The organism is Methylomonas rapida (assembly GCF_024360925.2).
Lineage (GTDB): Bacteria > Pseudomonadota > Gammaproteobacteria > Methylococcales > Methylomonadaceae > Methylomonas > Methylomonas rapida.
In genome coordinates, this window is the sequence record NZ_CP113517.1 from 4,158,806 (window position 1) to 4,181,958 (window position 23,153).

The following is a 23,153-nucleotide window of genomic DNA, read 5'->3' on the forward strand; positions in this document are numbered from 1 at the left end:
CATACGCCGAGCCAGCTATATGGGTTTTTTGCCTAACTATATCGAATCGAAACTATATGTCAAGAGAGCGCATATTTCAACATTTAGTTTCGATTCGATATAAATAAAATTTCCTTGCTCTTTTTTTACGCGCCGTTTTGTCAATTTGCTATCACCCAACCTCTGGTTTAAAACAATCGCACAAGCCACCATCAGTCAATTCAATGTGCAGCGAATCAACGCCCCATCCAGCTCGATATGAGACCTTCATTGGATAACATCGGTCTTTGATTGGCGTGCGTCAACAATATGACGGGCTGATGAAAGCGCCGCAACCAGACAGTCAGCGTAGCTTCTTGGCTAGAAAAAAGAGATTGCGGCCACATCCCCAACAACAAGACCAGACAAGCGGGAACAAGCAACAACAAGAATTCTCGCACCCTGACATCCTGCATGCCGGCAACTTCCGCATGCAAAATCGGACCGAAAAAGCCGCGTCTGACAAAATTCAGGCAATAGCCGGCGCCGACTACCGCGGCGAACAACACGACCACGCTTAGCGCCGGATAGGTTTTTAACGTACCGATAAACAACAACAATTCGGCCGGAAAACCATTGGTAAGCGGCACGCCCATGCTGGACAGGACAAACAGGAAAAATAGCACCGTCAGCCGCGGCATGGGTTTGGCAAGACCGCCCAAATGCACCAGCTCATTGCTCCCCAAGCGCTGCTGTATCATGCCCGCGATCAACATCAAGCTGCCGGCCACGATGCTGAAATTCAGCAATTGCATGACCGCGCCCTGCAGCCCCTGCAAGGTAAACGAGGCAATCCCTACCAACACCAAACCGACATGGCTGATGCCGGCATAAGCCAGCAAGCGACGCAGATTGGTTTGTTTCAGCGCAATCAAGCCAGCGTAAATCATGGTGCTCGCGCCCAAGATCGCAAGCAGCCAGCGATGCTGCATGGCCGCTTCCGGCGCCAACGGAATCGCAAAGCGAATGAAGCCGTAAACGCCGAGTTTAAGCGCCATCAGCAACGCGCTGATTTGCGTCGGCGCCTCCATCGCCACGGTCGGCAACCAGGTATGAAACGGCAACAACGGCGCCTTGACCGCAAAACCCAACATCAGCAGCAGAAAAATCAGCTCTTGCTCGGCCAAGCCTAGCGGCGTATTCAACAAAATCGGCAAACTGAACTGCAAGTCTTGCGGTATGGCACCGCCGGTTAGATGCGCATGATTCAGCGCCAGCAGGATGATCGCGAATAATAGCGGCACGCCGCCGAACAACATATATAAGGTATATTTCATCGCCGCATGACGCCGCTCCGCGCCTATGCCCCACAAACCGATCAGGAAAAAAATCGGCGGCAGCGTCAATTCCCAGAACAGGAAAAACAACGCCAGATCCAGCGCGGTGAACACTGCCAGGGTGACGCTTTCCAATATCAGCAGCAGAGCCAAATGAAAGCGGGTTAAATGCCGCACCGTGTTCCAGCCAGCCAGCAAAGCCATCACGGTCAGCAATGCCGTCATCGGTAAAAACCACAGCGAAATGCCGTCCACGCCCACCTGATAATGAATATTCAGACCCGGTATCCAGGCATAATCTTCCAACAATTGAAAGCCGCCATAGTCGGGATTGAATTGCTTGACAACCAGCAAGGTCAGCAGCAGCTCGATGCCCGCCACGCCCAGGGCCAACCCTTTGGCCGTCGGCAAGTGCCTGACAAAAGCCAGCGCCAGGGCCCCCAGCAATGGCCAGCCCAAACAAAGCGTCAATATGGGAAAGGTCTCATTCATGGTCGTTCCGATGCTGACCGCGATGCCGGGGATAATGCTGGCCGATTTCACTGGCCTCCTGATCGATGAACTTCAACCACGGCGTGGTGTAAAAACCGGTGCCGATCAGCAATCCGCAAATGATCAAGGTAATGAGGCGCTCTTTCAGCACGGGATGATGTCGGCTGCTGTATGGCTGGATGAAGCGTTTCGGATGGGCGATGAACACGCGTTGAAAAGCCCACAGCAAAAAACCGGCTGCCAGCACATTACCCAACAAAATGGCAATGGCGACGAACCAACCGTGTTCCTCTATGGCGCCTTCTATCAGCAAATGCGCCGCATCGAAGCCCGGCGTGCCCGGCATCACCATCGTGCTGAGCGCCGAAATCAAAAACAGCAACGCAATCGACGAATTGGCTTCGAACAAGCCGCCGAGACGCGGAAAAAACGAGGTGCGGGTGCGCTCATAAATCAGCCCGATGCTGAAGAACATGCCTGCCGTCGCCAAACCATAAGCCAGCGACAGCAATATGCTGCCTTCCAGCGCGAAGTCATTGAAGGAAAACACGCCTATCACCAGCATGCCGGTATGACTGATCACCGCGAACGCCAGCAAGCGCCGCATGTTGATCTGCATCAAAGCCAGCAAGGCCCCGTAAAAAATACCGATCAATCCCAGGCTGACGACAAACGGCGCCCATTGTTCGGCGGCGCCAGGCACCAATGGCAGGATGAAACGAATCAGCGCGTAAATCCCCAATTTCAGACCGATCAAAAAGGTCGCGGCACTCGCCACGGTGCCGTGCTCGGCCAGGAGCGGCAACCAGGCATGGAACGGAAACAGGGGCATCCGTACCGCAAATCCGAAAAACAGCAAAATGAAGATCAGGGCTTCGTTCGGTATCGCCAGTTTATGCTGTTTCAGCGTCAACCAATCGAACGTCAGCGGCGCGCCGTTTTCGCTCAAACCGTATCCCAGCAGCAAAAAACCGACCAAGCTCATGATCAAGGCCGACCCCCAATATTGCAGCACGACATTGATGACCTGGCTCCGCTGCCGGCCAGTACCGGCCGACAAGGTCAACAGGACCACCGGTACCAGTTCCAGCAAACACCAAAACCAGAACTGCATCGCGTTCAAGGCCGCGAAGGCACCGATCAAAATCCCCTGATAGGCCAACAAACACGCCACGAACAAGCGGTCGTTGCGATGCCGGGTAATCAGTGTATAAATCAAGGCCAGCAGCCCCAACACGGCGGTCAACGGAATGAACAGAACATTAGTGCCATCGACGCCAACCCGATAACCCATGCCGAACAAATAAAAATGTTCCGCCAGATGGATGCCAGGGGTTTCCGCATCAAAGATTCGCAGCAAATACAGGCTCAACACCACATTGACCGTGGCACCCCAGACAGCGGTCCGCAACATATACTCGGCACGCACCCACAACACCGCCGCCATCGTCAGCAGCGGCACTACCGTCAGCGCCGTCAGCAACGGGAACAAACTCACCGCCGACCAGGACACGAGATTGGTCATGATGCATACCCCAGCGCCACCATCAGCGTGATCAGCACGAACAAGGCCAGATAGCGCGGACTCAGCAACATGCGCTCAAATCGATTGGCCGCCCGCCCGAGCCGGCGCCCCAAATGTATCGAATGTTTGCCAATACCCCGTAAAATGAAATGGTATTCAAACCAGCTCATCAGCGCGGCACTCCATTGCGCCAGCTTGCCGGCCAGGCCACTGCCCTGGGCAAAACTGTCTTCCTCGCTTTCCAAATTCGCGCCCATGCGTCTTTCTTCCCATTGCGCCAGCGAGGAAATCGCCTTGATCGCCGGTGCCGGCACGCCCAGCAGCGGATCGATGAATTTTTCGTCTATCGTGCGCATGTCGCTGGCCAGGCGCTGGATCGGTTTCAACAATAGCCAGTCCACGGCCGGCTCCAACCAGCCACGCTGCAACGACACTAAAAATGCCCAGCGGCATCGCGCCAGGGCCGGCACGACCGGTTTAACCGGCTCGCCATGGGTCACGTGCAAAATCGACGGTGCCGTCAGCAGCAAATAACAGCGCACTACGGCATGGGCGCACAGATGCCAGGCCGCCAAGGTCCAAAATCCCAGGCCGCATTCGACGAACATCAAGCCCAACTGCGCGGAAATCGCAAAGACATGCGAGCTTTTGATGTCGGTCTGGCTCAACCCGACCCAATGGCTGTAGACCGTCGTCAATGCGCCGATCACGACCAAAACCGTCATCGCCAGCGGCGCCTGTTCGAACAAGGTCTGTAATTGAATCAGCAAAAACACCCCGGCATGTATCATCACGCCGCCGTAAAACACCGCGCTGGACGGCGTCGGCCCTTCCATTGCCCGCGCCAGCCAAGGCGTGAATGGAATTTGCGCCGATTTGGCAAACGCAGCCACGGCAAAACTCAGCGCAAGCAGCGTGGCGTCGCCGCGCGCCAAATCGCCGGCCGTCGCATTGATGAGTTGCCAATCCGAGCTTTCCAGCCAAACCAAGCTCAAGCCCATGCCCAGCAAGAAACCGCCATCGCCGACGCGATTGGTGACAAATGCGCGGGTGGCGTTATGCGCCGCGACGGGCCTGTCATAGGCATAGGCGATCAGGCAATAGGAACAAAGCCCCGCCACTTCCCAACCGACGAAAGTAAACAACGCGTTGCCGGACAGCACCAACAGCAACATCGCCGCGGCAAACAGATTCAAGCAGAAAAAGAAGCGGTGAAACCCGGCTTCACGATGCAAGTAATTGACGGAAAAACTCATCACGATGAATAGCAGCAGCGTAAACAGCGTCGCCAACAACAAATTGAACCCCGCCGCCTTCAGGCTGAATGAAATATGCAAGCCGCCCATACCGAGCCAATCGCCATAATTGAACACCTCGCCGCTCTGGCCAAACTGAGTGCCGATTGATAGCGTCACCGCCGCAAGCGCCGTCAGCGCCATCGAGGTCAGCGTAATGCGCGCCGTGGTTTTCTCGCCGTCGACGCCGTTCGTCACGCCGGCGAAATGGAGCACACCAACCGAGACCGCGGCCAAGAAGGGCAATAAAGGCAACAACACGATCCAGGCATTCATCCGTTCACACCTCCCGCCACGTTGACCTGCTGGATCAGCATCGGCGCTACCGGTCCCGTTTCATCGCGGTAACAATCCTTGGAATTCTCTCGCTCCGGCACGGCTTCTGCCGGCGCATGCCAGGGTACAAAACCGATACCTCGCTCGAACAGGAAAATATCGCCGCTCTCGGGGTCCTGTGCAGAAAGATGCACCCAGCCGCCGCCTATAAGTTCCCGCAGCCCCTCTTGCTTGGCATAAATATTCTCCAAAACCTTGGTTTTGGCTTCGACGACGATTTGCAGCCGCATCGGTTCGTGAATCTCCACCATTTGCAAGGGCAAGCCGGTGCGCAAATCGCTGCCAGCGCCTTCCATCACGCCGAACAGGCCGGTGACGTTATGCGGAATCTTGGTGCCGCAACCCAAGCGTTCGTTGTTGACGCTGGAAAAGTAATATTCCAGATTGATGCCGGCGCCAACCGGGCCAGCGGTCAATAAAATGTTTTCCAAAATCGTGCCGTCGGCGTCCTGAGTTGGATCATAGGAAATCAAAAACAAGCGGCGATCGAAAAACGCGCCTTGCGTCGCCGCGCGCCGACCGATGTACGCTGCCGCATTGGTGGCATGCCCGAATTCCGGCCGTACTTGACTCAAGTCCATTGCCCGATTTTCGACAGCGCGAATCGCGGCCTTACCCGATCTTGGTTTGGAACCGGCGAAACGGCGGCACCGCTCCTGGGCTGCCAGGCCGTCGGCCTCAAGTACACAAGCTTGGACGCGGACAAAGTCGTCCCGCCGAGCAGAAGGAATTTGCTCCGTATCGAACCAGGTCACGATGTCACTGCAGGTATCGTGCTGAGCGCCGACGAACCAAGTGTCGTCTGGAATCGAAATGCCGCGTTCGGCCAGCAACCGCCGTACTTCCGGGCGGTTGGCCATGGCCGCGAAAACCCTGGCATTGGGCCCGCCCTGACGGCCGCCGCAGGCGCCACAATCATGGGCGGCTTCGTGCGGATTGTTCTGGCTGGTAGAGCCATGCCCCATCAGCGCGACGATGGGGGCAAAACCATAGGTCAAACCAGTGGTTCGCAGGAATTGCGCAACCCTATCGGCTTGTTCCTGGTCGGTAAATCCAAGTTTTGGCGCTTGCACCATTGCAGATGTCGCATCGTCCGCGACAAAATGCAATTGCGTCGCCACCTTCGGAACCAATAATCGCTGCCAACCCAATTCCAGATGCCGCTGACCGGTCGGCCACAGCGTTTTTCCGAGCAAACGCAGCAAATTGACCGGCGCGAAGACATACAGCAACGGGTAGGCCAACACCAAACTGGCGCGCAGATTTTGATACAACTGATAGGCCAAGCCGTGAGTCATATGCAAGCCCTTGGCGTGTGCAACCAGCTGCTGTGCTTGCCCTGGTCGGATCACTTCGTCGATCCGATGCGCGGGCTTGACCACCACCGGACACAGCGGTGTCACGTCATGCGCATCCAAAGGCTTATAGTTCATCGCCACCCCAAAGAAACCCGCGGCTCCCAAGGTTTCGATGGCGGGATTCAATTCTTCCAGATGGCGGCGAAAACTTTCTTCGCGCTCGTCCATGCAAAAAAAGATTTGGGCCCGCGGCCGGGTATCGCGCCGAGCCCAGCGCCCGCGCCGGCGATTGGCATGCAAGGTTCGTAATAATACCTGCCGATAATGACGCTCATAAGCTTCCAGCCAGACTTCGCCGCGCTGTCTTTCGTTGAATCCATCGATAAGTCGCAATAGATCGAGCAATTGCGCTTTGCTCAATTGTGCCAGCTCGGCTGTGCTGAGTTGCAGCCAGTCACATACTTTTAATAAGCGCCAGCCCTGATCATAAACGCTGAGTTTGTCGGGTTGAATGGCCAAGGGCGATTGGCGCCAGGTCCAAATGCGCTCGGCCAGCATGGACCAATCTTGGCTCTCCCGGCAGTTACTGCCCAACAAGGTTTGCGCTGCTTGCGCCAAATATTCCGGCAACTCACCGTTGAATAACGCCTGCCTGACCACGAATTCAGCACCGTGTTTGCCGAAATATGCCTGCAGCTTGTCCAAGCGCGGTTCACAATGCCAATGCTTACGGCAAAGGTCGTAGAGATAGGCGCGATCGAGAACGAGGCGTATCGCCAGATAATCCGCCAACTCGGGTTTCGCGGCATTATGCGTTCGATAGTCCGGATGGGTTTGTCGCCAATTGATCAAACCGGACCATCCCGGCAGTTCCAGCGCTAACCGCTGCAAATAACCGGACCAACGATCCTGCGGTATGGCCATGGCCTGCAATTGCTGGAGAATCGCATCGACGGCATTGTCAGGCAATGCCGATACCAGCTCTTCCCAACATGCCAATTCTTGAAAAATCGGCTGCGCATCCTGCGAGGCCTGTTGCCGCCAAACGTGGTACAAGCCTGAATCCTGCTGCGCCAATCGCCAGGCCGCGAGGCCTTCGTCCAGCAAGGAGGCGCAAATCCGGATGAGCTGCGGCCGCACGTTGTCCAGAATATCGATGCCGCACAAAGCCTGCAGCAAGCCGCGCAAGGTCAACTTATCGCCGACCTGGACAAATAATGCCTCGATGTCAGCGTTTATCCGTTGACGCATGAGCCGCGCGTCATCGCCGACCGAGCCCTCGTTTTTGCTCGACAACCAGCGCTCGGCCTGCTCGCCGCTCAAATCCAACAATTGTTCCGGATGCAAATCGGGCGTCTCGAGTTCAAGCTTTTGCAGCAATATGTCCCATAAGGCTCCCCATGTCTCGCCATTGGCCGTGCGTTGCTGCAGAACACCCAACTCGTCCACTTGCCAATGCCACTGCGCCGGACTGATAACGGATAAATTGCCTAACAACCCCAACCGGTAGAGTTGTAACGCCGTGACGCATTTGTCGCCCACTCGACAAACCGGCGGCCTGGCCGACAATTGAAATTGCCGCTCCAGTACGCTGTCGATGTCGTCGTCATCGATGCGACCCTGGCGATAAAGGTCGCGGAATCGCGCGGCCGGCCAGTAACAGTCTATGCCGGTCAATGCGGAAAATTCGGCCAGGGCCTGTTCGAACGGCAAATGCTCAAAACCATGCAAGGTATTGTGATGCACGAAATCGTGAATGGGCGCCTGGCCCGGCAGCACATGATCCAGGTGCCGTATCGCCTCGACGATACCGTGCCGCAACGCGTCGTAAGTCGCTGAAACCGATTGCATACTCAAACCGTCACATCCCGCACGCAGCCAAAAACAACCATGGAGATCACTGGCTTCATGGCAGCCTCTCCCCGATCACGCGCAGCATGCGTCCCACGGTGGACGTCGACAATTCGATCAACGGCGCCGGGATTAAACCGAAAAAAACGATAGCCGTCACCAATACGCCGGAAGCCATCAGCTCGACGGGTTTCAAATCGGCAATGTGCCGCATCTGCGGCTTCACCGGCCCGGTAAACAACAAGCCTATGGTGCGCATCGCGTAGGCGGCGCTGATCAGGATGCTGAGGCTGAAAAACACCATCAAACCGCCCCATTGCTGAAAGCCGCCGATCAGGGTATGCAATTCGGCGATGAACCCCACCGAACCGGGCAAGCCCATGGCCGCCAGCAAGGTCAAGGTGGTAAACGCGGCAAAACGCGGCATCACTTGCACCAGCGAACTGTAATCCTGAATGTTGCGAGTATGGGTGCGTTCGTAAAGCAGACCGACCAGCAAAAACAAGGCGCCGGCGATCAAACCATGCGCGCTCATTTGCAAAATCGCGCCAGTAAATCCTGTCTGGTTCAGCGAGGCGATGCCCAACAGCACCACGCCCATGTGACTCAGGGAGGAATAAGCCACCATGGCCTTCAAATCGCGTTGCCGCCAGGCCAAAAGGCCGCCGTAAATCATGCCGAACAGGGCCAGAAACACCAGAACGGGTTGCAGCATTTGTGCGGCGACCGGCAACATCACCACCGTGCGCAATAAACCATAGGCGCCCATCTTCAACAAAATGCCGGACAGCAGGATACTGATGGGACTGGGCGCTTCCACATGCGCCAGCGGCAACCAGCCATGCAGCGGAAATATCGGCATCTTGACGCCGAAACCCAGCAAAAAGCCCAGCAACACCAGCACCTGTTCCGTTTTGGGCATGTTTTGCGCCACCTGCCCCATCGACACCATCAAGGAGCCTTGGTGCTCCAAATCGTACTGGCTGACCGCCAACAGGCTCAGCAACATGAATACCGAGCCGCCCATCGTGTACAACACGAAATTCAGACTGGCGGCATGACGGCGCTTGCCCCCCCAGCGATCGATCAGAAAGAACAGCGGAATCAGCGTCACTTCCCAGAAGATATAAAACAAGGCCCAATCCTGCGCCATGAACACGCCAAGCATGCCGAATTCCAGCAACAAGATGCAGATGTGATAGCCCTTGGCGCCGTCCGTGACGCTCAATGAAGCCAGCAAGGCAATCGAGGTCAATAAGGTCGCCAACACCAACATCGGCAACGACAAGCCATCGATGCCCAGCGCATAGGCGCTACCCAGCTTGGGGTTGAGCGGAAAGAATTCGCTGAACTGCATCGTGCTATTGCCGGCATCGAAGCCCGCCAACAGTCCACACGCTAGCAAAAACGCGCACAGCGCCGCCAGGTTGCTGATCGCGCGGATCAGCCCCATGCGTTTAGCGGACACCGGAACCAGAAGCAAAGCGCCTAGCGCCGGGGTCCATAGCAGCGAACTCAAAATTGCCATTGCGTATGAAAACTCGTCAAATTAGCGTACATTCTAAAGGCATTTGGTTGAAATAGGCCAATCCGGACAAAAATGGTTTATTTAAACCAAACATCTTGCATTAGCATTTCCGCCACACTGGTGAGTTTGATTTCGCAAAGCCGCTGGCTTCGTGTACCCTAGCCCGCCACAAATTGGAGTAACGCAAAAAATGCGTAATAACATCACTTTATTCAACAGCGATCAGCATCGCTATATCCTGTTAAACGAAAGCGAACCGGGAGAAGAAGACGGCATTCCGTCCAATCAATACCTGATTCTGCACAATGGCAAGGGCACCCTGCTGGACCCAGGCGGCTTCGGCGTGATGCCTCAAGTCTTGAACGAGATGCTGCAATATTTGAATCCCGAGGACATCGAGGCCATCGTCCTGTCGCACCAGGACCCCGACATCGTCGGCGGCCTGAACAGCTGGATGCAGCTGACGCCAGCGCGCATCTACGCGTCGCGCATCTGGCTGCGTTTTTTGCCGCATTACGGCATTTCCGGCATGCAACGCTTCATCGGCGTAGCCGACCAGGGCGAACACATCACGCTGGATTCAGGCCTAAGCCTGCAATTCGTGCCCGCGCATTTTTTGCATTCGCCCGGACAAATCAATGCCTACGACCCCTTGTCGAAAATCTTGTTTAGCGGCGATGTCGGCGCGGCGATGGTACCCACCGACGAGTGCGAGGTGTTCGTCAGTGATTTTCAACGCCACTTGCCGTTTACCGAGGGCTTTCACAAACGCTACATGGCATCGAATCGCGCCTTGCGCTATTGGGTGCAACAGGTCAGAAAGCTGGATGTAGACATCATCGCCCCGCAACATGGACCTCTGTATCGCGGTCAAGCCAAGGAGGATTTCTTGAATTGGCTGTATGACCTTGCCTGCGGCAGTGATTTGCTGGATGTCGAATAAATGAATTATCCGCACAAAAAGCCATCGCAGATCAAGGCACTGTATATTCACAGCATTCGCACCCTGACCGAATTGCTGGAAGCGCAAAATCGTACCCAGAGTTTCGACCGCGGCGTAATCGATCTGGCGATACGCGAAGTGGAGAAGCTGGCCGAGAGCTTGCCGGCTTTATTCGATAACAACGATGCCAAGACCTTGACGGTCCAGCACGCCCAACGCTGCCGGACCGTGGCGGCCAGCCTGTCATTGCTGAATCGGCAGCAAACCAAGGAAGCACAGAAAAATCGCGGCTTGCTGAGTTCGTTGATCATGGAAACGCACGAACTGCTGCAGCGCATGGAATTGACGTTGATCGACAAAAGCCTGTTCGAGCGGCAGTCCGCGGTGCTGGAAAACATCATCCTGTCCCATGAAAAGGTCACACAGTGGAAGGAATTCGTGCAAGACATCCTGCTGGAATTTCATGGTTTTTTTCCCTTCAACTTCTTCACCATCGCGTTTACCGGCGAATCCGGCATCCACATTTATATCTACTATCTGGGCCATTACTGTGAAAACACCAAGGAACGGGTACGCAAGCGCCTGGCGGAAAATTTGCTGGCGGAATTGAGCATATCCCCCGATTCGCTGATCGAACTGGAAGAATTCGTCATAACCGACATCAAGCAGCAACGCGGTTTCGATGAAATCGAAACCATCACCGTCGCGGTACCCGACGAAAAAATAGGCGTCGGCGGGATTCTGGGCGTCAGCTATGCGTCGGGTTATCCCTTGACGGTGCAGGAACAAAGCATCATCCGCTCATTGCTGTCGGTGATGGTAATGGTGGTCGGCTCCAGCAAGACGCTGTCGCGCTCGCTGCAGGAATTGGCCTATTACGCCGAACACGACCCCTTGACCGGTTTGCACAACCGCCGCTATTTCAATGAAATCCTGGAATACGAAATCGAACGCGCGACCCGCCACAACGATCGCTTTTCGCTACTGTCTCTGGATCTGGATAATTTCAAGAGCGTCAACGACAGCTTTGGCCACATGACCGGCGACCAGGTCCTGATGCATCTGGCGCAACTACTGAAAAAACAGCTACGCAAGGGGGACGTCGTCGTTCGCCTTGGCGGCGACGAATTTGCCGTGCTGCTGCCCGGCACGGATAGCGAAAGCGCCCTGCTGGTCGCCGAATCACTACGGGCAGCGGTACACGATTACGATTTCGTTCTGGAAGGACTGCAACACCGCCATATCAATATCACCACCTCGATCGGCGTGGCCACCTTTCCGAACGACGCGCCGGTAATCACCGATTTGCTGAGCGGGGTTGATTTGGCCCTGTATCAGGCCAAGAGCGTCGGCAAAAATTTCGTCTGCCCGCTGCAAACTCTGGAAACATCCCTGGCCCAAAACAAAAAATTGCTGGGCTTGTCCGAAGTACTGAAAAAAGCCCTGAAAGAAGAGCGCATCGTGCCGTATTTTCAACCCATCATGGCTTGTCAAAGCGGCGAATTGCACGCCTATGAGGCACTGGCTCGCCTGACCACCGAAACCGGCGAGATCATTTCCGCGGGCATGTTCATCGATGCGGCCGACAAGTACGGCATCAACCTGAACCTCGACCACATCATGCTGCGCAAGGTCACCGCCTTCATGGCCAATCACCAGGCGGCCACCGGGACGATGCCCACGGTATTCGTGAATTTGACGCCACAGGAAATCCAGCGCCGCGACATTTTGCAATATGCGGAAAACCTTTGCCTGCAATACGGCATTCCGCCGGCCAAATTGGTGTTCGAAGTCACCGAGCGCGAGGCCATCGGCGATTTGTCGAACATGCGCAAATTCTTGAGCAAATTGCGTGAAAAAGGCTTTGCCTTTGCATTGGACGATTTTGGCAGCGGCTACAATTCTTTCCATTATCTGCGTGAATTGCATTTCGAGTACGTCAAAATCGATGGCGCCTTCATTTCCAACATCCTGAATTCCAAGGTCGACAGTATTTTGATCGAAAACCTCAATCACCTTTGCCAGCAACTGGGCATGAAAACATTGGCCGAGTTTGTCGAATCCGAAGAAATCATGCTGAAATTACAGGCAATGGGCATAGACTATGCTCAGGGTTTCCATCTCGGCCTGCCGCGCGCCAATTTTCTTTAGCATCATGCAAATTCATTTGATCGCCGTAGGCAACAAGATGCCGGACTGGGTGCAGCAGGGCTATAATGACTATGCCAAACGCCTGCCGCGCGAATGCGAATTGGTGCTGCGGGAAATCGCCCCCGACAAACGCCGAGGCGGCGACATCGCCCGCATCACCAAGGAAGAAGGCGAGCGCATGCTGGCGGCGCTACCGCCGCGCGCGCATATCGTCACGCTGGACATTCCCGGCAAGCCCTGGACCACCGAGGATTTGGCCAAGGCGCTCAAGCGCTGGCTAGGCAACGGCCAGCCGGTGGCTTTGATGGCCGGCGGCCCGGAAGGTTTGTCGCAGGCGGTCAAAGAAAGCGCGCAAGAATCGTGGAGTCTGTCTCCCCTGACCTTTCCCCATCCCTTGGTGCGCGTGATCGTGGCGGAACAAATCTACCGCGCCTGGAGTCTTTTGAATAATCATCCTTACCACCGTTAGCCGCATGTCCCCACAAATCGTTCTGGCCTCCGCCTCACCCCGCCGCAGTGAATTGCTGAAACAAATCGGCATTCGCCATTTGGTCAAAGCGGTCGATATCGACGAAAGCCCGTGGCCCCACGAATCACCGCTGGCCTATGTGGAGCGTGTCGCGAATGAAAAATCGGCGGCCTGCCGGGCTTTATTGCAAAACGAGTTACCGGTCTTGGCCGCCGACACTAGCGTAGTCTGTGACGGTAACATCCTGGGCAAGCCTGAGAACAAACAGCATGCCATCGACATGCTGAACCAACTTTCCGGCCGGACTCATCAAGTTTATAGCGCGGTGTCGCTGCGTGGCGATCATCACTGGCAGGCCGTCAGCGTCAGCGAAGTCACCTTCAGGCACTTGCGCGACGATGAAATTCTGGCCTACTGGCAGACCGGCGAGCCGCTCGACAAGGCGGGCGCCTATGCCATTCAGGGTTTGGCCAGCATTTTCATCGAATCGATTACCGGCAGTTTTTCCGGGGTAATGGGTTTGCCGCTGTTTGAAACCGCACAACTATTAGCCAAGCAAGGGATTAAAATCATCGCATGAGTGAAGAAATTTTGATTAACGTCACCCCGCCCGAGACACGGGTCGCGGTGATCGAAAACGGCGTGTTGCAGGAACTGATCATCGAGCGCGTGCGGCAAAAGGGCCTGGTGGGCAACATATACAAAGGCGAAGTTTGCCGGGTTTTGCCGGGCATGCAGGCCGCATTCATCGACATCGGGCTGGAAAAAGCCGCGTTTTTGCATTTATCGGACTTCAATAGCCAGGAACTGGAAGGCGGTTCCGACAATATCGAGCATTATCTGAAAGAAGGGCAGAAAATCGTCGTGCAAGTCACAAAGGACCCGCTCGGCAATAAAGGCGCGCGTCTGACCACCGATATTTCGATCCCGTCCCGTTATCAGGTCTACATGCCTTACGCCAGCAACTCCGGGGTATCGCAGCGCATCGAATGCGAGGAAGAACGCATCCGTCTTCGAGCCTGCATCGAAAGCTATCTGCAAAAACACACGGTACCCGGCGGCTTCATCGCCCGCACCGCGGCGGAATGCGTCGAAGAAGTCATTCTGTATTCCGACATGACCTTTTTGCACAAATTGTGGGAATCGATCCTGGAAAAAAGCCGCAAAGCCAAGGTCAAAACCTTGATACACGAGGACTTGCCGCTCAGCATCCGCACCTTGCGCGACTTATACAAGGAAGGCATCGAAAAAGTCCGCGTCGACTCCAAGGAAACCTTTTTGCGCCTGGTCGAGTTTGCCGAGACTTTCGTCCCCGAAGTGGTGCCGGTCATCGAGCATTATTCCGGCGAACGTCCGGTGTTCGACATCTATAACGTCGAGGACGAAATCAGCAAGGCGCTGGACCGCAAAGTGAAACTCAAATCCGGCGGCCACCTGGTATTCGATCAAACCGAATCGATGACGACGGTGGACGTCAACACCGGCGGCTACGTCGGCGGGCGCAATCTGGAAGAGACCATTTTCAAGACCAACCTGGAAGCGGCGCAAACCATATCCCGCCAGCTCAGACTGCGAAACCTTGGCGGCATCATCATCATCGATTTCATCGACATGCAGAGCGATGACCACAAAAAGCAAGTGCTGGCGGCGCTGCAACGCAATCTGGAAAAGGACCACGCCAAAACCAAGATTACCGAAGTTTCCGCGCTGGGCCTGGTGGAAATGACGCGCAAGCGCACCCGCGAGAGCCTGGAACATATTTTGTGCGAACCCTGCTCCACGTGCGGCGGTCGTGGCGTGCTGAAAACCGCGGAATCGATTTGCCTGGAAATCTTCCGCGAAATCATCCGCGTGGTGCGCCAATACAGCGTGCAGCAAATTTTGGTGTTGGCATCGGAACAGGTCGTCGAAATGCTGCTGGATGAAGAAGCCGACATGCTGGCCGAACTGGAAGTTTTTTTGAAAGTAGCCATTAAGATTCGGGCCGAAGCAGAATACAATCAGGAGCATTACGACGTCGTCCTGCTGTAGGTACTGCATTTTGTGATTGGACATATTACCCGGGCTACCCGCCATCTGCTGTTTTGGTCGCTGATTTCGGCCGCCTTTCTGCTGAGCGCTGCGCGGATTTTTTTAGCCGGCTTGGACGAATATCAGCTCGAACTCGAAGATAAAATCCGCCAAGCCACCGACGTTCCCTTTAAGATCGGGCACTTGGAAGCAGGCTTGCGCGGTTTCAACCCCGAGATCATACTGCGCGACATCCGCATCGAAGCCGAAGATCCGCAAAACAAGCCGGATTTGCAACTCCGGGAAATTCGGCTAGGCCTTGATTTCTGGCATTTACTGCTCTCCTGGGACCTGATGTCCGCCAGCCGGGTAACGCTGGTCGGCGCCAATGTCCACCTGACCCGCAAGGAAGACGGCAGTCTGGCGATCAAAGGCCTGCACGCCAGCGACGAGCAACCGCTCTGGTTGTTGCGCGGCCAACAGTACGAGATTCTCGACAGCCAAATTACATGGCAAGACCTCAAGCGCCATGGCCAGAAAGTTCATCTCGACCGCTTCGATGTGGTCCTGAAAAATCATTTTTCCGATCGAAGCCACGAGATACATTTGGTCAGCAGCCTGCCAAAGCAATATGGCGATTCATTTCGTATTTCCGCCCTCGTCAAGGGCGACATATTCAAAGCCGACGATATCGAAGGGCAGTTGTATATCGAAGGCACCGATCTGCAAGCGGCAACGTTGATCACCGGCGACTTGCCCCTGGGCCTGGATTTACGCTCCGGCGCTGGCGACATCAAAGTCTGGAGCGCCTGGAAACATTCCAGCCCCTATCAAATCGACGGCTACATTCAAGCGCAACAAATTGACATCAGCAAAAATCAAGGCAAACCCATCCACATGGATACTTTCCAGGCCAGTTTTGCCTGGAGCGAAGACGATGGCCGCTGGCGCCTTGCCGGTTATGACGTCAATATCTTTACCCAGCGCCAGCGCTGGCCCGATGGCGCCTTTTATCTGCAACAAGATACCGAGGGCAATCTGTCCGCTCTGATCAGGCAACTCGATCTGCCGGCGGCCATGCTCCTGGCACCTCTGATCGTCCCGACCGGACACGATCATGCCGAGTGGTTGAAACTGAATCCCACCGGCCGCCTGCGCGATGTCAGCCTCTTTGTCAGCCATGATCTGCAAAGCTACGCCGTTAGCGGTAGATTTGACGACCTGGGCACCGATCATTATGCCGCCATCCCTAAATTACGCCACTTGAGCGGACAACTCAGTGTCACCGACCAGTACGGCCAGATCATTTTCGACAGCCACGATGTGGCCGCTGACGTCGATGGTCTATTCAGAAACACTGTCAGCATAAAGCTTTTGCAAGGTACGCTTCACTGGTGGCAAGACGCCGAGGCCTGGCAGGTTTATAGCCATAATCTGGCCATAGACAGCCTGGACTTTCAAACCCTCAGCTCGCTGAACCTGCTCATTCCCAAGACCTCAGCCTCACCGGTGCTGGACATGCGTACCCACTTTGGCGGCTTCGAGGACATCAGCCAAGTCAAGAAGTATTTACCGGCCAAACTGATGGATGAGGACGCCGTCGCTTGGCTGGACGATGCCTTCATCAAAGGCAGGATCCGTCAGGGCGAAATGTGCATTCAGGGCGCGCTGGATCAATTTCCGTTTGTCACCGGACAGGGACGTTTCGAAACCGTGTTTACGATCGAAAACGGGGAAGTGCAATTCAACGAAGACTGGCCGCATTTGCATGATTTATATGCCGATGTGCAGTTTCTGGGCGAGGACTTGCAAGTCGCGATTAGCGAAGGCCGCAGCGAAAAGGTCGATATTGATCAAGCCGTGGTGACGATACCGGCGCTGGCCGACAGTGAGCATGTGTATGTGTGGGGGAAAGTGCGGGCCCAGATCATGGATGGCTTGGCATTTTTGCAGCAGTCGCCGCTGCGTCCACAAATAGAACCCGTTGCCAAAGTGCTCGACGGCGATGGCGAAACCCAAATCGACCTGGATCTGAAAATCCCGTACGCGGAAACCGTCCCGGTCAAAGTCAAGGTCGACGCGGAACTGAAGGGTGCGCAATTGACGTTAAAACCCATCAATCTGAAAGTCGACGGCATCAAAGGCATCTTGAACTTCACCGAAGACCGCATTGCCAGCGGCCCGCTCGAAGCACGCACCCTCGGCTACCCCATTCAAGGCAGATTGAGCAGCGATGAGCAGACGACCTACCTCGGCATAAACGGTAGCACCAGCTTTGAACGATTGAAAAAGCAATTTGCCTTTTTGCCGAATGACGTCGCCAGCGGCTCATTTTCGTATCAAGCCAGACTCGCCCTGCCCTACGCGGCGGAACAACCCGGCCAGCTCAACATTACCACCGATTTGAAGGGGGTTGCGATCAAGGCCGAGAACGGCCTGGCAAAAACCAGCGACGAAGAGATGCCGTTAAGACTGAATTTTCAGCTCGACGCTGGCAACCTGCTACCGCTACAGCTGCATTATGGCAAGCAGCTACAGGCGGAATTGCTGATCGACAAAAAGCGTGAAAGCCTGTTCTCAGGGCATCTGGTTTTGGGTCAGGGTCAAGCTTCCCGCTATGGCAAAGAAGGTCTGAAAGTCGACATCAGGCAAGCGACATTCGACCTGTCCCAAGCCCTGAGCAGCTTTGGCAACCCCGAGCAATCCAGATTTCCGCAAATCAGGGAAATCGCCATCGATACGCCGCAGTTGATTTGGCAAGGCCAGTCGCTGGGCGCCTTCACTGGCCGCTTGCAACACCAGGACCAGGCGTGGCAAGGCGAACTCAATAGCGCCATGGCTAAAGGCGCCTTCCATATTCCCAATCAATTAGGTGGCAATAACCGCATCTTGCTGGACATGGATTACTTGAATCTGTCAGAGTTGAGCAACTTCCATCTGGATGCCGCGGAAAACGCCGTTACCGAGTTGCCGCTGATAGACATCAACAGCCGGCAGTTACTATGGCGTACTGTCGACTTAGGTGAGTTGAGACTACAAACCGAACGTCTAGGCAACGGCATACATTTCAAGAAAATCCAATTGCATAACGGCAGCAGTAAAATCGATGTAACGGCCGATTGGCTGAAGCTGGATAGCGGTACCGCCACGCAGGTCAAAGGGAGCCTGGACATGGAGAATTTCGGCAAGTTTCTCTCGCGATTGGGCTATACCGACGACATCAAGGAGACTTCCGCCAACATCAGTTTCAAAGGCGGTTGGCACGGCGGCCCGCATCAGTTCGCGATGGATAGACTAAACGGTTTCCTGCAACTCGATCTGAAAGATGGCCGCATTTCCAGCATAGAACCGGGCTTTGGCCGCTTGCTGGGGTTGATTGCGATGGAACAATGGGTTAAACGCTTGAGCCTGGATTTCAGCGACGTCTATCGTCAAGGTTTGGCTTTTGACGAGATCAAGGGGCATTTCAAAATCAAGAATGGCCTGGCCTTTACCGACGATCTGACGATAGATGCCGTGGCCGCCACCTTCACCATCGCAGGCTTTACCAACCTGGTCGACAAGACCATAGATCAACGGGTCGCGGTAGTACCCAAGAGTTCCGATGCCTTGCCCATTGCTGGTACAATCGTGGATGGTATCGCCAGCATCATCACCCAAGTCGTCACCGATGATTATAAAGAAGGTTACTTTTTCGGCTCCAAATACAAATTATCGGGCAACTGGGGCAATGTCGAAGTCACCCCCCTGCACGACGAAGACGGCTTACTGAACAAAACCTGGCGCGGCCTGACCGATTTCGGCTGGCTGGATTCCATCACCGAGTAAAAACACAGAAATTTTGGCTCTACCTAAAAAATAATAAGCAAAGGACAATCTATGACAATCTGCGCTGCGATTCAAATGGCGTCCGGGCCGCAAGTCAACGCCAATCTGCTCGAAGCCGAAAAGCTCATCGCCGAAGCCGCCAAAGCCGGCGCCAAGCTGGTGGCCCTGCCAGAAAATTTTGCCATCATGGGCATGAACGAATACGACAAAGTCGCTGTGCGGGAGAAGGATGGAGAAGGTCCGATTCAAGACTTTTTGTCCTCATTAGCCAAAAAATATGGCGTTTGGGTCATTGGCGGCACCCTGCCGATGATCGCCACGGCCGACAACAAAGTCCGCGCCAGTTGCCTGGTGTACGACGACCAGGGACAACGCCTGGCGCGCTACGACAAGGTTCATCTATTCGACGTCAGCGTGCCGGATTCGACCGAAGAATACCGCGAGTCCGACTCAGTCGAAGCAGGCTCCAAGCCAGTCGTGATAGACAGCCCCTTTGGCCGCATCGGCATCGCCGTTTGCTATGATTTACGCTTTCCGGAATTCTTCCGCCCCATGGCCCGAAAAGGCCTGGATATCCTGGTCATCCCTTCGGCGTTCACCGCCAAAACCGGCGCCGCGCATTGGGAAGTTTTATTGCGCGCCCGCGCCATCGAAAACCTGTGTTACGTGATAGCTCCCAATCAAGGTGGATTCCATGTCAACGGCCGCCAAACCTATGGCCACAGCATGATTGTCGATCCCTGGGGCGTCGTGCTGGACTGCTATAAGACCGGCCCCGGTTTCGTCAGCGCGGATATCGACAAAGCCCGACTGGAAAAAACCCGCACCGCTTTCCCTGCACTTGAACATCGCCGCATTTTCTGCGAGTAAGCATTATGTTGAAACACATGGTTTATGGTCTGCCCGTGCTGTTGCTTATGGGTTGCGCCGACACCTCCGACCGTTATCGCGATACTCACCAACTGGAATTACCGCCCGAGCTGCCGATCGATCATACCCACTCGCAGGCAGCCGTTGGCATGGACGATCTAAAACCCAAATCATCGGCGCTAGCAAACTTAATCGCTTTCGAGGACGATGGCAGCAAGCCCTTGCTGACACTGAAAACCCGACCCGACCGAGCTTGGGACATGGTGGCTGTAGCACTGAAAATCAGCAACATCGAAGTGCTGGACAAAAACCGCGAAGAAAATCGTATCCAAGTGCGTTACGATCCAGACACCGCCGGCAAGGAAGAAAGCTTGCTCGACATATTCGCCAGCGATAATTACGCCGAAGCCGAATACCTCATCACGCTACAAGAAGATATCCTCGGCATTCGAGTCAATGCGGCGCTCGCCAAACCCGACGAACTCGAATACGGCGACGATGCCTCGGCTGAATTGTTGCGATTTCTGCATAAAGTCATCGATGAAAAAATCATCAATCGAGAACCGAATAAAAGCGAGGAGTAATATCTTCGCTCTAGCCTAGCCGCCAATGGCCCGACTTGCCGCCAGATTTTTCCAGCAACCGCACCCCTTGGATCACCATGCCGCGGTCAACGGCTTTGCACATGTCGTAAATGGTCAGCAACGCGATTTGAGTCGCCATCAAGGCTTCCATCTCGACTCCCGTCTGTCCATTGGTTTTAACAGTAGTCAAGCAATGCACTCGATTAGCCTCTGGCTGCGGTTGCAATTGAATGTCGACATGCGTAATCGGCAACGGATGGCACAATGGAATCAAGTCCGCGGTTTTTTTGCTGGCCATGATGCCGGCAATCCTGGCTATGCCCAACACATCGCCTTTCTTATGATTGCCTGCCATAATCAGGGCCAGTGTATCCGGCAGCATCTCGATAAATCCTTCGCAGATCGCTGCGCGCTGGGTGACCGCTTTGTCGCCGACGTCCACCATATGGGCTTCACCGGCGCTGTTGAAATGACTGAGAGCTGAGTTGGACATATTCCGCACTGTGGGTAGAAATTTTCATTGTATTATCGGGGGAATGATCATGTCGATTAAAGTCCGCTATTTCGCCAGCCTGAAAGAGCTTGTCGGCCGTAGCGAAGACAAGCTACTGGTTTCCGCGCCACTGTCGGCTCGTGCCGCATGGCAACAGCTCAATCCGGAATTGAATATGCCCGATGCGGTATTGGCGGCGGTAAATATGAGCTATATCGAGCTAGATAGCGAAGTCAGGGATGGTGACGAACTAGCGTTTTTCCCGCCAGTCACCGGAGGCTGACATGGATATCAGATTATGCGAAGCGCCTTTTGATCCCTGGCAATCATTACAGGAACATCAAATCAAACAAAAGCCGCTGCAGGGCAAATATGGCGCAACCAGCGTTTTCGTCGGCACCATGCGCGATTTCAACCAAGGCGATGACGTGCGGCGCATGTATCTGGACCATTATCCAGGCATGACCGAAAAACAACTGCAGAAAATTGTAGACCAAACGCAAGCCCAATGGCGCTTACTGGATTACCTGATAATACACCGCGTCGGCGAGGTAAGGCCAAACGAGGCTCTGGTATTGGTAGCCGTTTGGTCTACCCACCGTGGCGACGCCTTCGACGCCAGCCGCTTCATCATGGAAAACCTAAAAAGCCAAGCCCCGTTTTGGAAAAAAGAAATCCTGGCCTCCGGCCAACAACGCTGGGTGGAAAAAAATACCGATGGCTACCAAGTTCATCATGGCTAGCTTGAGCCCTGCTAAAGGCTCAAGCTTCCGCCGCGCATAGCTACAACGTGCCAAAACCTACTTTATTTTTACCCTTTGATCCAACCAAAGTTATCGGCTTTGCAATTGGAGATCAATTCGGCTCAGAAAAAACATTTGCATTTTGCAAAAACTCATATATAATGAGCATTCAATTGACGGGTCGTTAGCTCAGCCGGTAGAGCACCGCACTTTTAATGCGATGGTCGTGCGTTCGAATCGCACACGACCCACCATCAATTAGTTATAAATCAAGCGTTTACGGTTTAACCGTTTACGCTTTTTTTATGTCTTTAGCTTTCCTTTCCTTTTTCTTTCCACTTATTATCTATATCCATTCCCGAAAGGGGATTAAAGGAACGAGCAGATTCAAGAAAATTTGGCGCAAGATGAGCATATCTCATCGTAACATTCAGACTTGAATGACCAAGTAACTGTTGAAGAGTTCGAATATTGCCACCATTCATGATGAAATGAGAGGCAAAGGTATGCCGAAGAACATGAGCAAGCTGTCCAGGTGGACAAGTTAAGGAAGCACGCTTGAAGGCAGACCGGAAAGCACCATAACAAGATGCAATGGTATTAGTGCGAAGGTATCGATAAACACTTTCATAAATTCCCACATCAACAGGAATGAAGCGAAATTGACCATTTTTTGTATCCGGAAAATAAAAGCCTTTGTTTCTAACATGATCAATCTTTAAGCCTTCAGCTTCAGACCAACGCGCCCCAGTGGCCAAAGAAATGGAAACCACGTAAAAAAGGCTTGAATTCTTAGATTGATGAACCGAATCGAAAAGACGAGAAATTTCATCTTTAGTGAGGTAACGTAGTTCAGTTTGCTTTTCCTTGAACTTGCGAACATCCTCAAAAGGACATTCATAACTGATAACAGATAGCCGCTTCAATTCACGATAAAGCGCCTTGAGCGTAGACAATTCCCTGTTAAGAGTGGCCACGTTGATTCCGGATTGAAGGCGATCTTGACGGTATCTTGAGAACAAAGAAACATCAAAATTTCGCGCAATCGGGTCATTAAGAACTTCAGCGATCTTGAGCAATCGATTTTTTGTATCGATGGAGCTTTTTAGCGTTTGGCCATGCAAGTCATACCAAAGATTGACCAGATCGGAAAAACGTCGATTATCGCTTATCGGCTCAAATCGACCTGAAAGAAGATTTTTCTCAAAAAAAGCCGCTTCAGCCTTAGAGTCAAAAAGCCGGATAACTCGACGACCTTTTACACCATCAGGACGAATATCGACTTTCCATTTATTACCGTCTTTTTTTGGCATAGTCATTAATAAATAAATCAAATTGTTTATATTTAGAACTTTTCCAAACACGAACAAAAACACGCCCTTTCCCAGAACAGCGATAGCCAGTCTTTCCAGAACGAAAAGCAAGAAAGTAAGCAACCATAA

Annotated in this window: 17 protein-coding genes and 1 tRNA gene; 11 read left to right on the plus strand and 7 right to left on the minus strand. The window is 54.0% G+C overall.

Going from position 1 to position 23,153, the window contains the following annotated elements:
• Positions 1-215: 215 nt before the first annotated feature.
• From NM686_RS19725 to NM686_RS19745, 5 genes are read right to left on the minus strand one after another with little or no spacing between them, the layout of a single operon-like run.
• Positions 216-1,787, minus strand: coding sequence for a complex I subunit 4 family protein (locus NM686_RS19725; RefSeq protein ID WP_255189526.1), 1,572 nt, complete (start codon positions 1,785-1,787; stop codon positions 216-218).
• Complete coding sequence (locus NM686_RS19730; RefSeq protein ID WP_255189527.1) at positions 1,780-3,312, minus strand: complex I subunit 4 family protein; 1,533 nt, start codon at positions 3,310-3,312, stop codon at positions 1,780-1,782. The genes NM686_RS19725 and NM686_RS19730 overlap by 8 nt, the downstream gene beginning before the upstream one ends.
• Complete coding sequence (locus NM686_RS19735; protein ID WP_255189528.1) at positions 3,309-4,883, minus strand: proton-conducting transporter transmembrane domain-containing protein; 1,575 nt, start codon at positions 4,881-4,883, stop codon at positions 3,309-3,311. The genes NM686_RS19730 and NM686_RS19735 overlap by 4 nt, the downstream gene beginning before the upstream one ends.
• On the minus strand, positions 4,880-8,092 hold the full coding sequence (locus NM686_RS19740) for a DUF2309 domain-containing protein (protein WP_255189529.1): 3,213 nt from the start codon (positions 8,090-8,092) through the stop codon (positions 4,880-4,882). The genes NM686_RS19735 and NM686_RS19740 overlap by 4 nt, the downstream gene beginning before the upstream one ends.
• 55 nt (positions 8,093-8,147) lie before the next feature.
• The gene (locus NM686_RS19745; RefSeq protein ID WP_255189530.1) at positions 8,148-9,620 is read right to left on the minus strand and encodes a complex I subunit 4 family protein; all 1,473 of its coding nucleotides are present in this window, start codon (positions 9,618-9,620) and stop codon (positions 8,148-8,150) included.
• 190 nt (positions 9,621-9,810) lie between these two features.
• Between NM686_RS19745 and NM686_RS19750 the strand changes: the two genes are divergently transcribed.
• From NM686_RS19750 to NM686_RS19785, 8 genes are read left to right on the plus strand one after another with little or no spacing between them, the layout of a single operon-like run.
• Entirely contained in the window at positions 9,811-10,563 is a 753-nt protein-coding gene (locus NM686_RS19750) for an oxygen-binding di-iron domain-containing protein (RefSeq protein ID WP_255189531.1), read from the plus strand.
• Entirely contained in the window at positions 10,564-12,714 is a 2,151-nt protein-coding gene (locus NM686_RS19755) for a putative bifunctional diguanylate cyclase/phosphodiesterase (RefSeq protein ID WP_255189532.1), read from the plus strand. It begins immediately after the preceding gene.
• Positions 12,715-12,718: 4 nt separating this feature from the next.
• A complete protein-coding gene (rlmH, locus tag NM686_RS19760; protein ID WP_255189533.1) occupies positions 12,719-13,183 on the plus strand; it encodes a 23S rRNA (pseudouridine(1915)-N(3))-methyltransferase RlmH in 465 nt (154 codons plus the stop codon).
• 4 nt (positions 13,184-13,187) lie between these two features.
• Positions 13,188-13,763 carry a Maf family protein gene (locus NM686_RS19765; protein WP_255189534.1) on the plus strand — a complete coding sequence of 192 codons (576 nt, stop codon included), beginning with the start codon at positions 13,188-13,190 and terminating at the stop codon, positions 13,761-13,763.
• Positions 13,760-15,214, plus strand: a complete 1,455-nt coding sequence (gene rng, locus NM686_RS19770; RefSeq protein ID WP_255189535.1) for a ribonuclease G — start codon at positions 13,760-13,762, stop codon at positions 15,212-15,214. The genes NM686_RS19765 and rng overlap by 4 nt, the downstream gene beginning before the upstream one ends.
• A 12-nt stretch (positions 15,215-15,226) precedes the next feature.
• Complete coding sequence (locus NM686_RS19775) at positions 15,227-19,021, plus strand: YhdP family protein (RefSeq protein WP_255189536.1); 3,795 nt, start codon at positions 15,227-15,229, stop codon at positions 19,019-19,021.
• Positions 19,022-19,072: 51 nt separating this feature from the next.
• Positions 19,073-19,891 (plus strand): carbon-nitrogen hydrolase family protein, encoded by an 819-nt coding sequence (locus tag NM686_RS19780; RefSeq protein ID WP_255189537.1) that lies wholly within the window; start codon positions 19,073-19,075, stop codon positions 19,889-19,891.
• A 5-nt stretch (positions 19,892-19,896) separates the two neighbouring features.
• Positions 19,897-20,475, plus strand: a complete 579-nt coding sequence (locus tag NM686_RS19785) for a hypothetical protein (RefSeq protein ID WP_255189538.1) — start codon at positions 19,897-19,899, stop codon at positions 20,473-20,475.
• 10 nt (positions 20,476-20,485) lie between these two features.
• Here the strand turns inward: NM686_RS19785 and moaC are convergent, their stop codons facing one another.
• Positions 20,486-20,968, minus strand: coding sequence for a cyclic pyranopterin monophosphate synthase MoaC (moaC, locus tag NM686_RS19790; RefSeq protein ID WP_255189539.1), 483 nt, complete (start codon positions 20,966-20,968; stop codon positions 20,486-20,488).
• A gap of 49 nt (positions 20,969-21,017) precedes the next feature.
• Between moaC and NM686_RS19795 the strand changes: the two genes are divergently transcribed.
• The 3 genes from NM686_RS19795 to NM686_RS19805 all read left to right on the plus strand — a co-directional run bounded on the left by NM686_RS19795 (position 21,018) and on the right by NM686_RS19805 (position 21,965).
• Positions 21,018-21,251 (plus strand): MoaD/ThiS family protein, encoded by a 234-nt coding sequence (locus NM686_RS19795; RefSeq protein ID WP_255189540.1) that lies wholly within the window; start codon positions 21,018-21,020, stop codon positions 21,249-21,251.
• 1 nt (position 21,252) lies between these two features.
• Positions 21,253-21,711 carry a molybdenum cofactor biosynthesis protein MoaE gene (locus NM686_RS19800; RefSeq protein ID WP_255189541.1) on the plus strand — a complete coding sequence of 153 codons (459 nt, stop codon included), beginning with the start codon at positions 21,253-21,255 and terminating at the stop codon, positions 21,709-21,711.
• A 178-nt stretch (positions 21,712-21,889) separates the two neighbouring features.
• A tRNA-Lys gene (locus NM686_RS19805) sits at positions 21,890-21,965 on the plus strand.
• 57 nt (positions 21,966-22,022) lie between these two features.
• Here NM686_RS19805 and NM686_RS19810 read toward each other — a convergent pair.
• Positions 22,023-23,135 carry a phage integrase gene (locus NM686_RS19810; protein WP_255189542.1) on the minus strand — a complete coding sequence of 371 codons (1,113 nt, stop codon included), beginning with the start codon at positions 23,133-23,135 and terminating at the stop codon, positions 22,023-22,025.
• Positions 23,136-23,153: the final 18 nt, after the last annotated feature.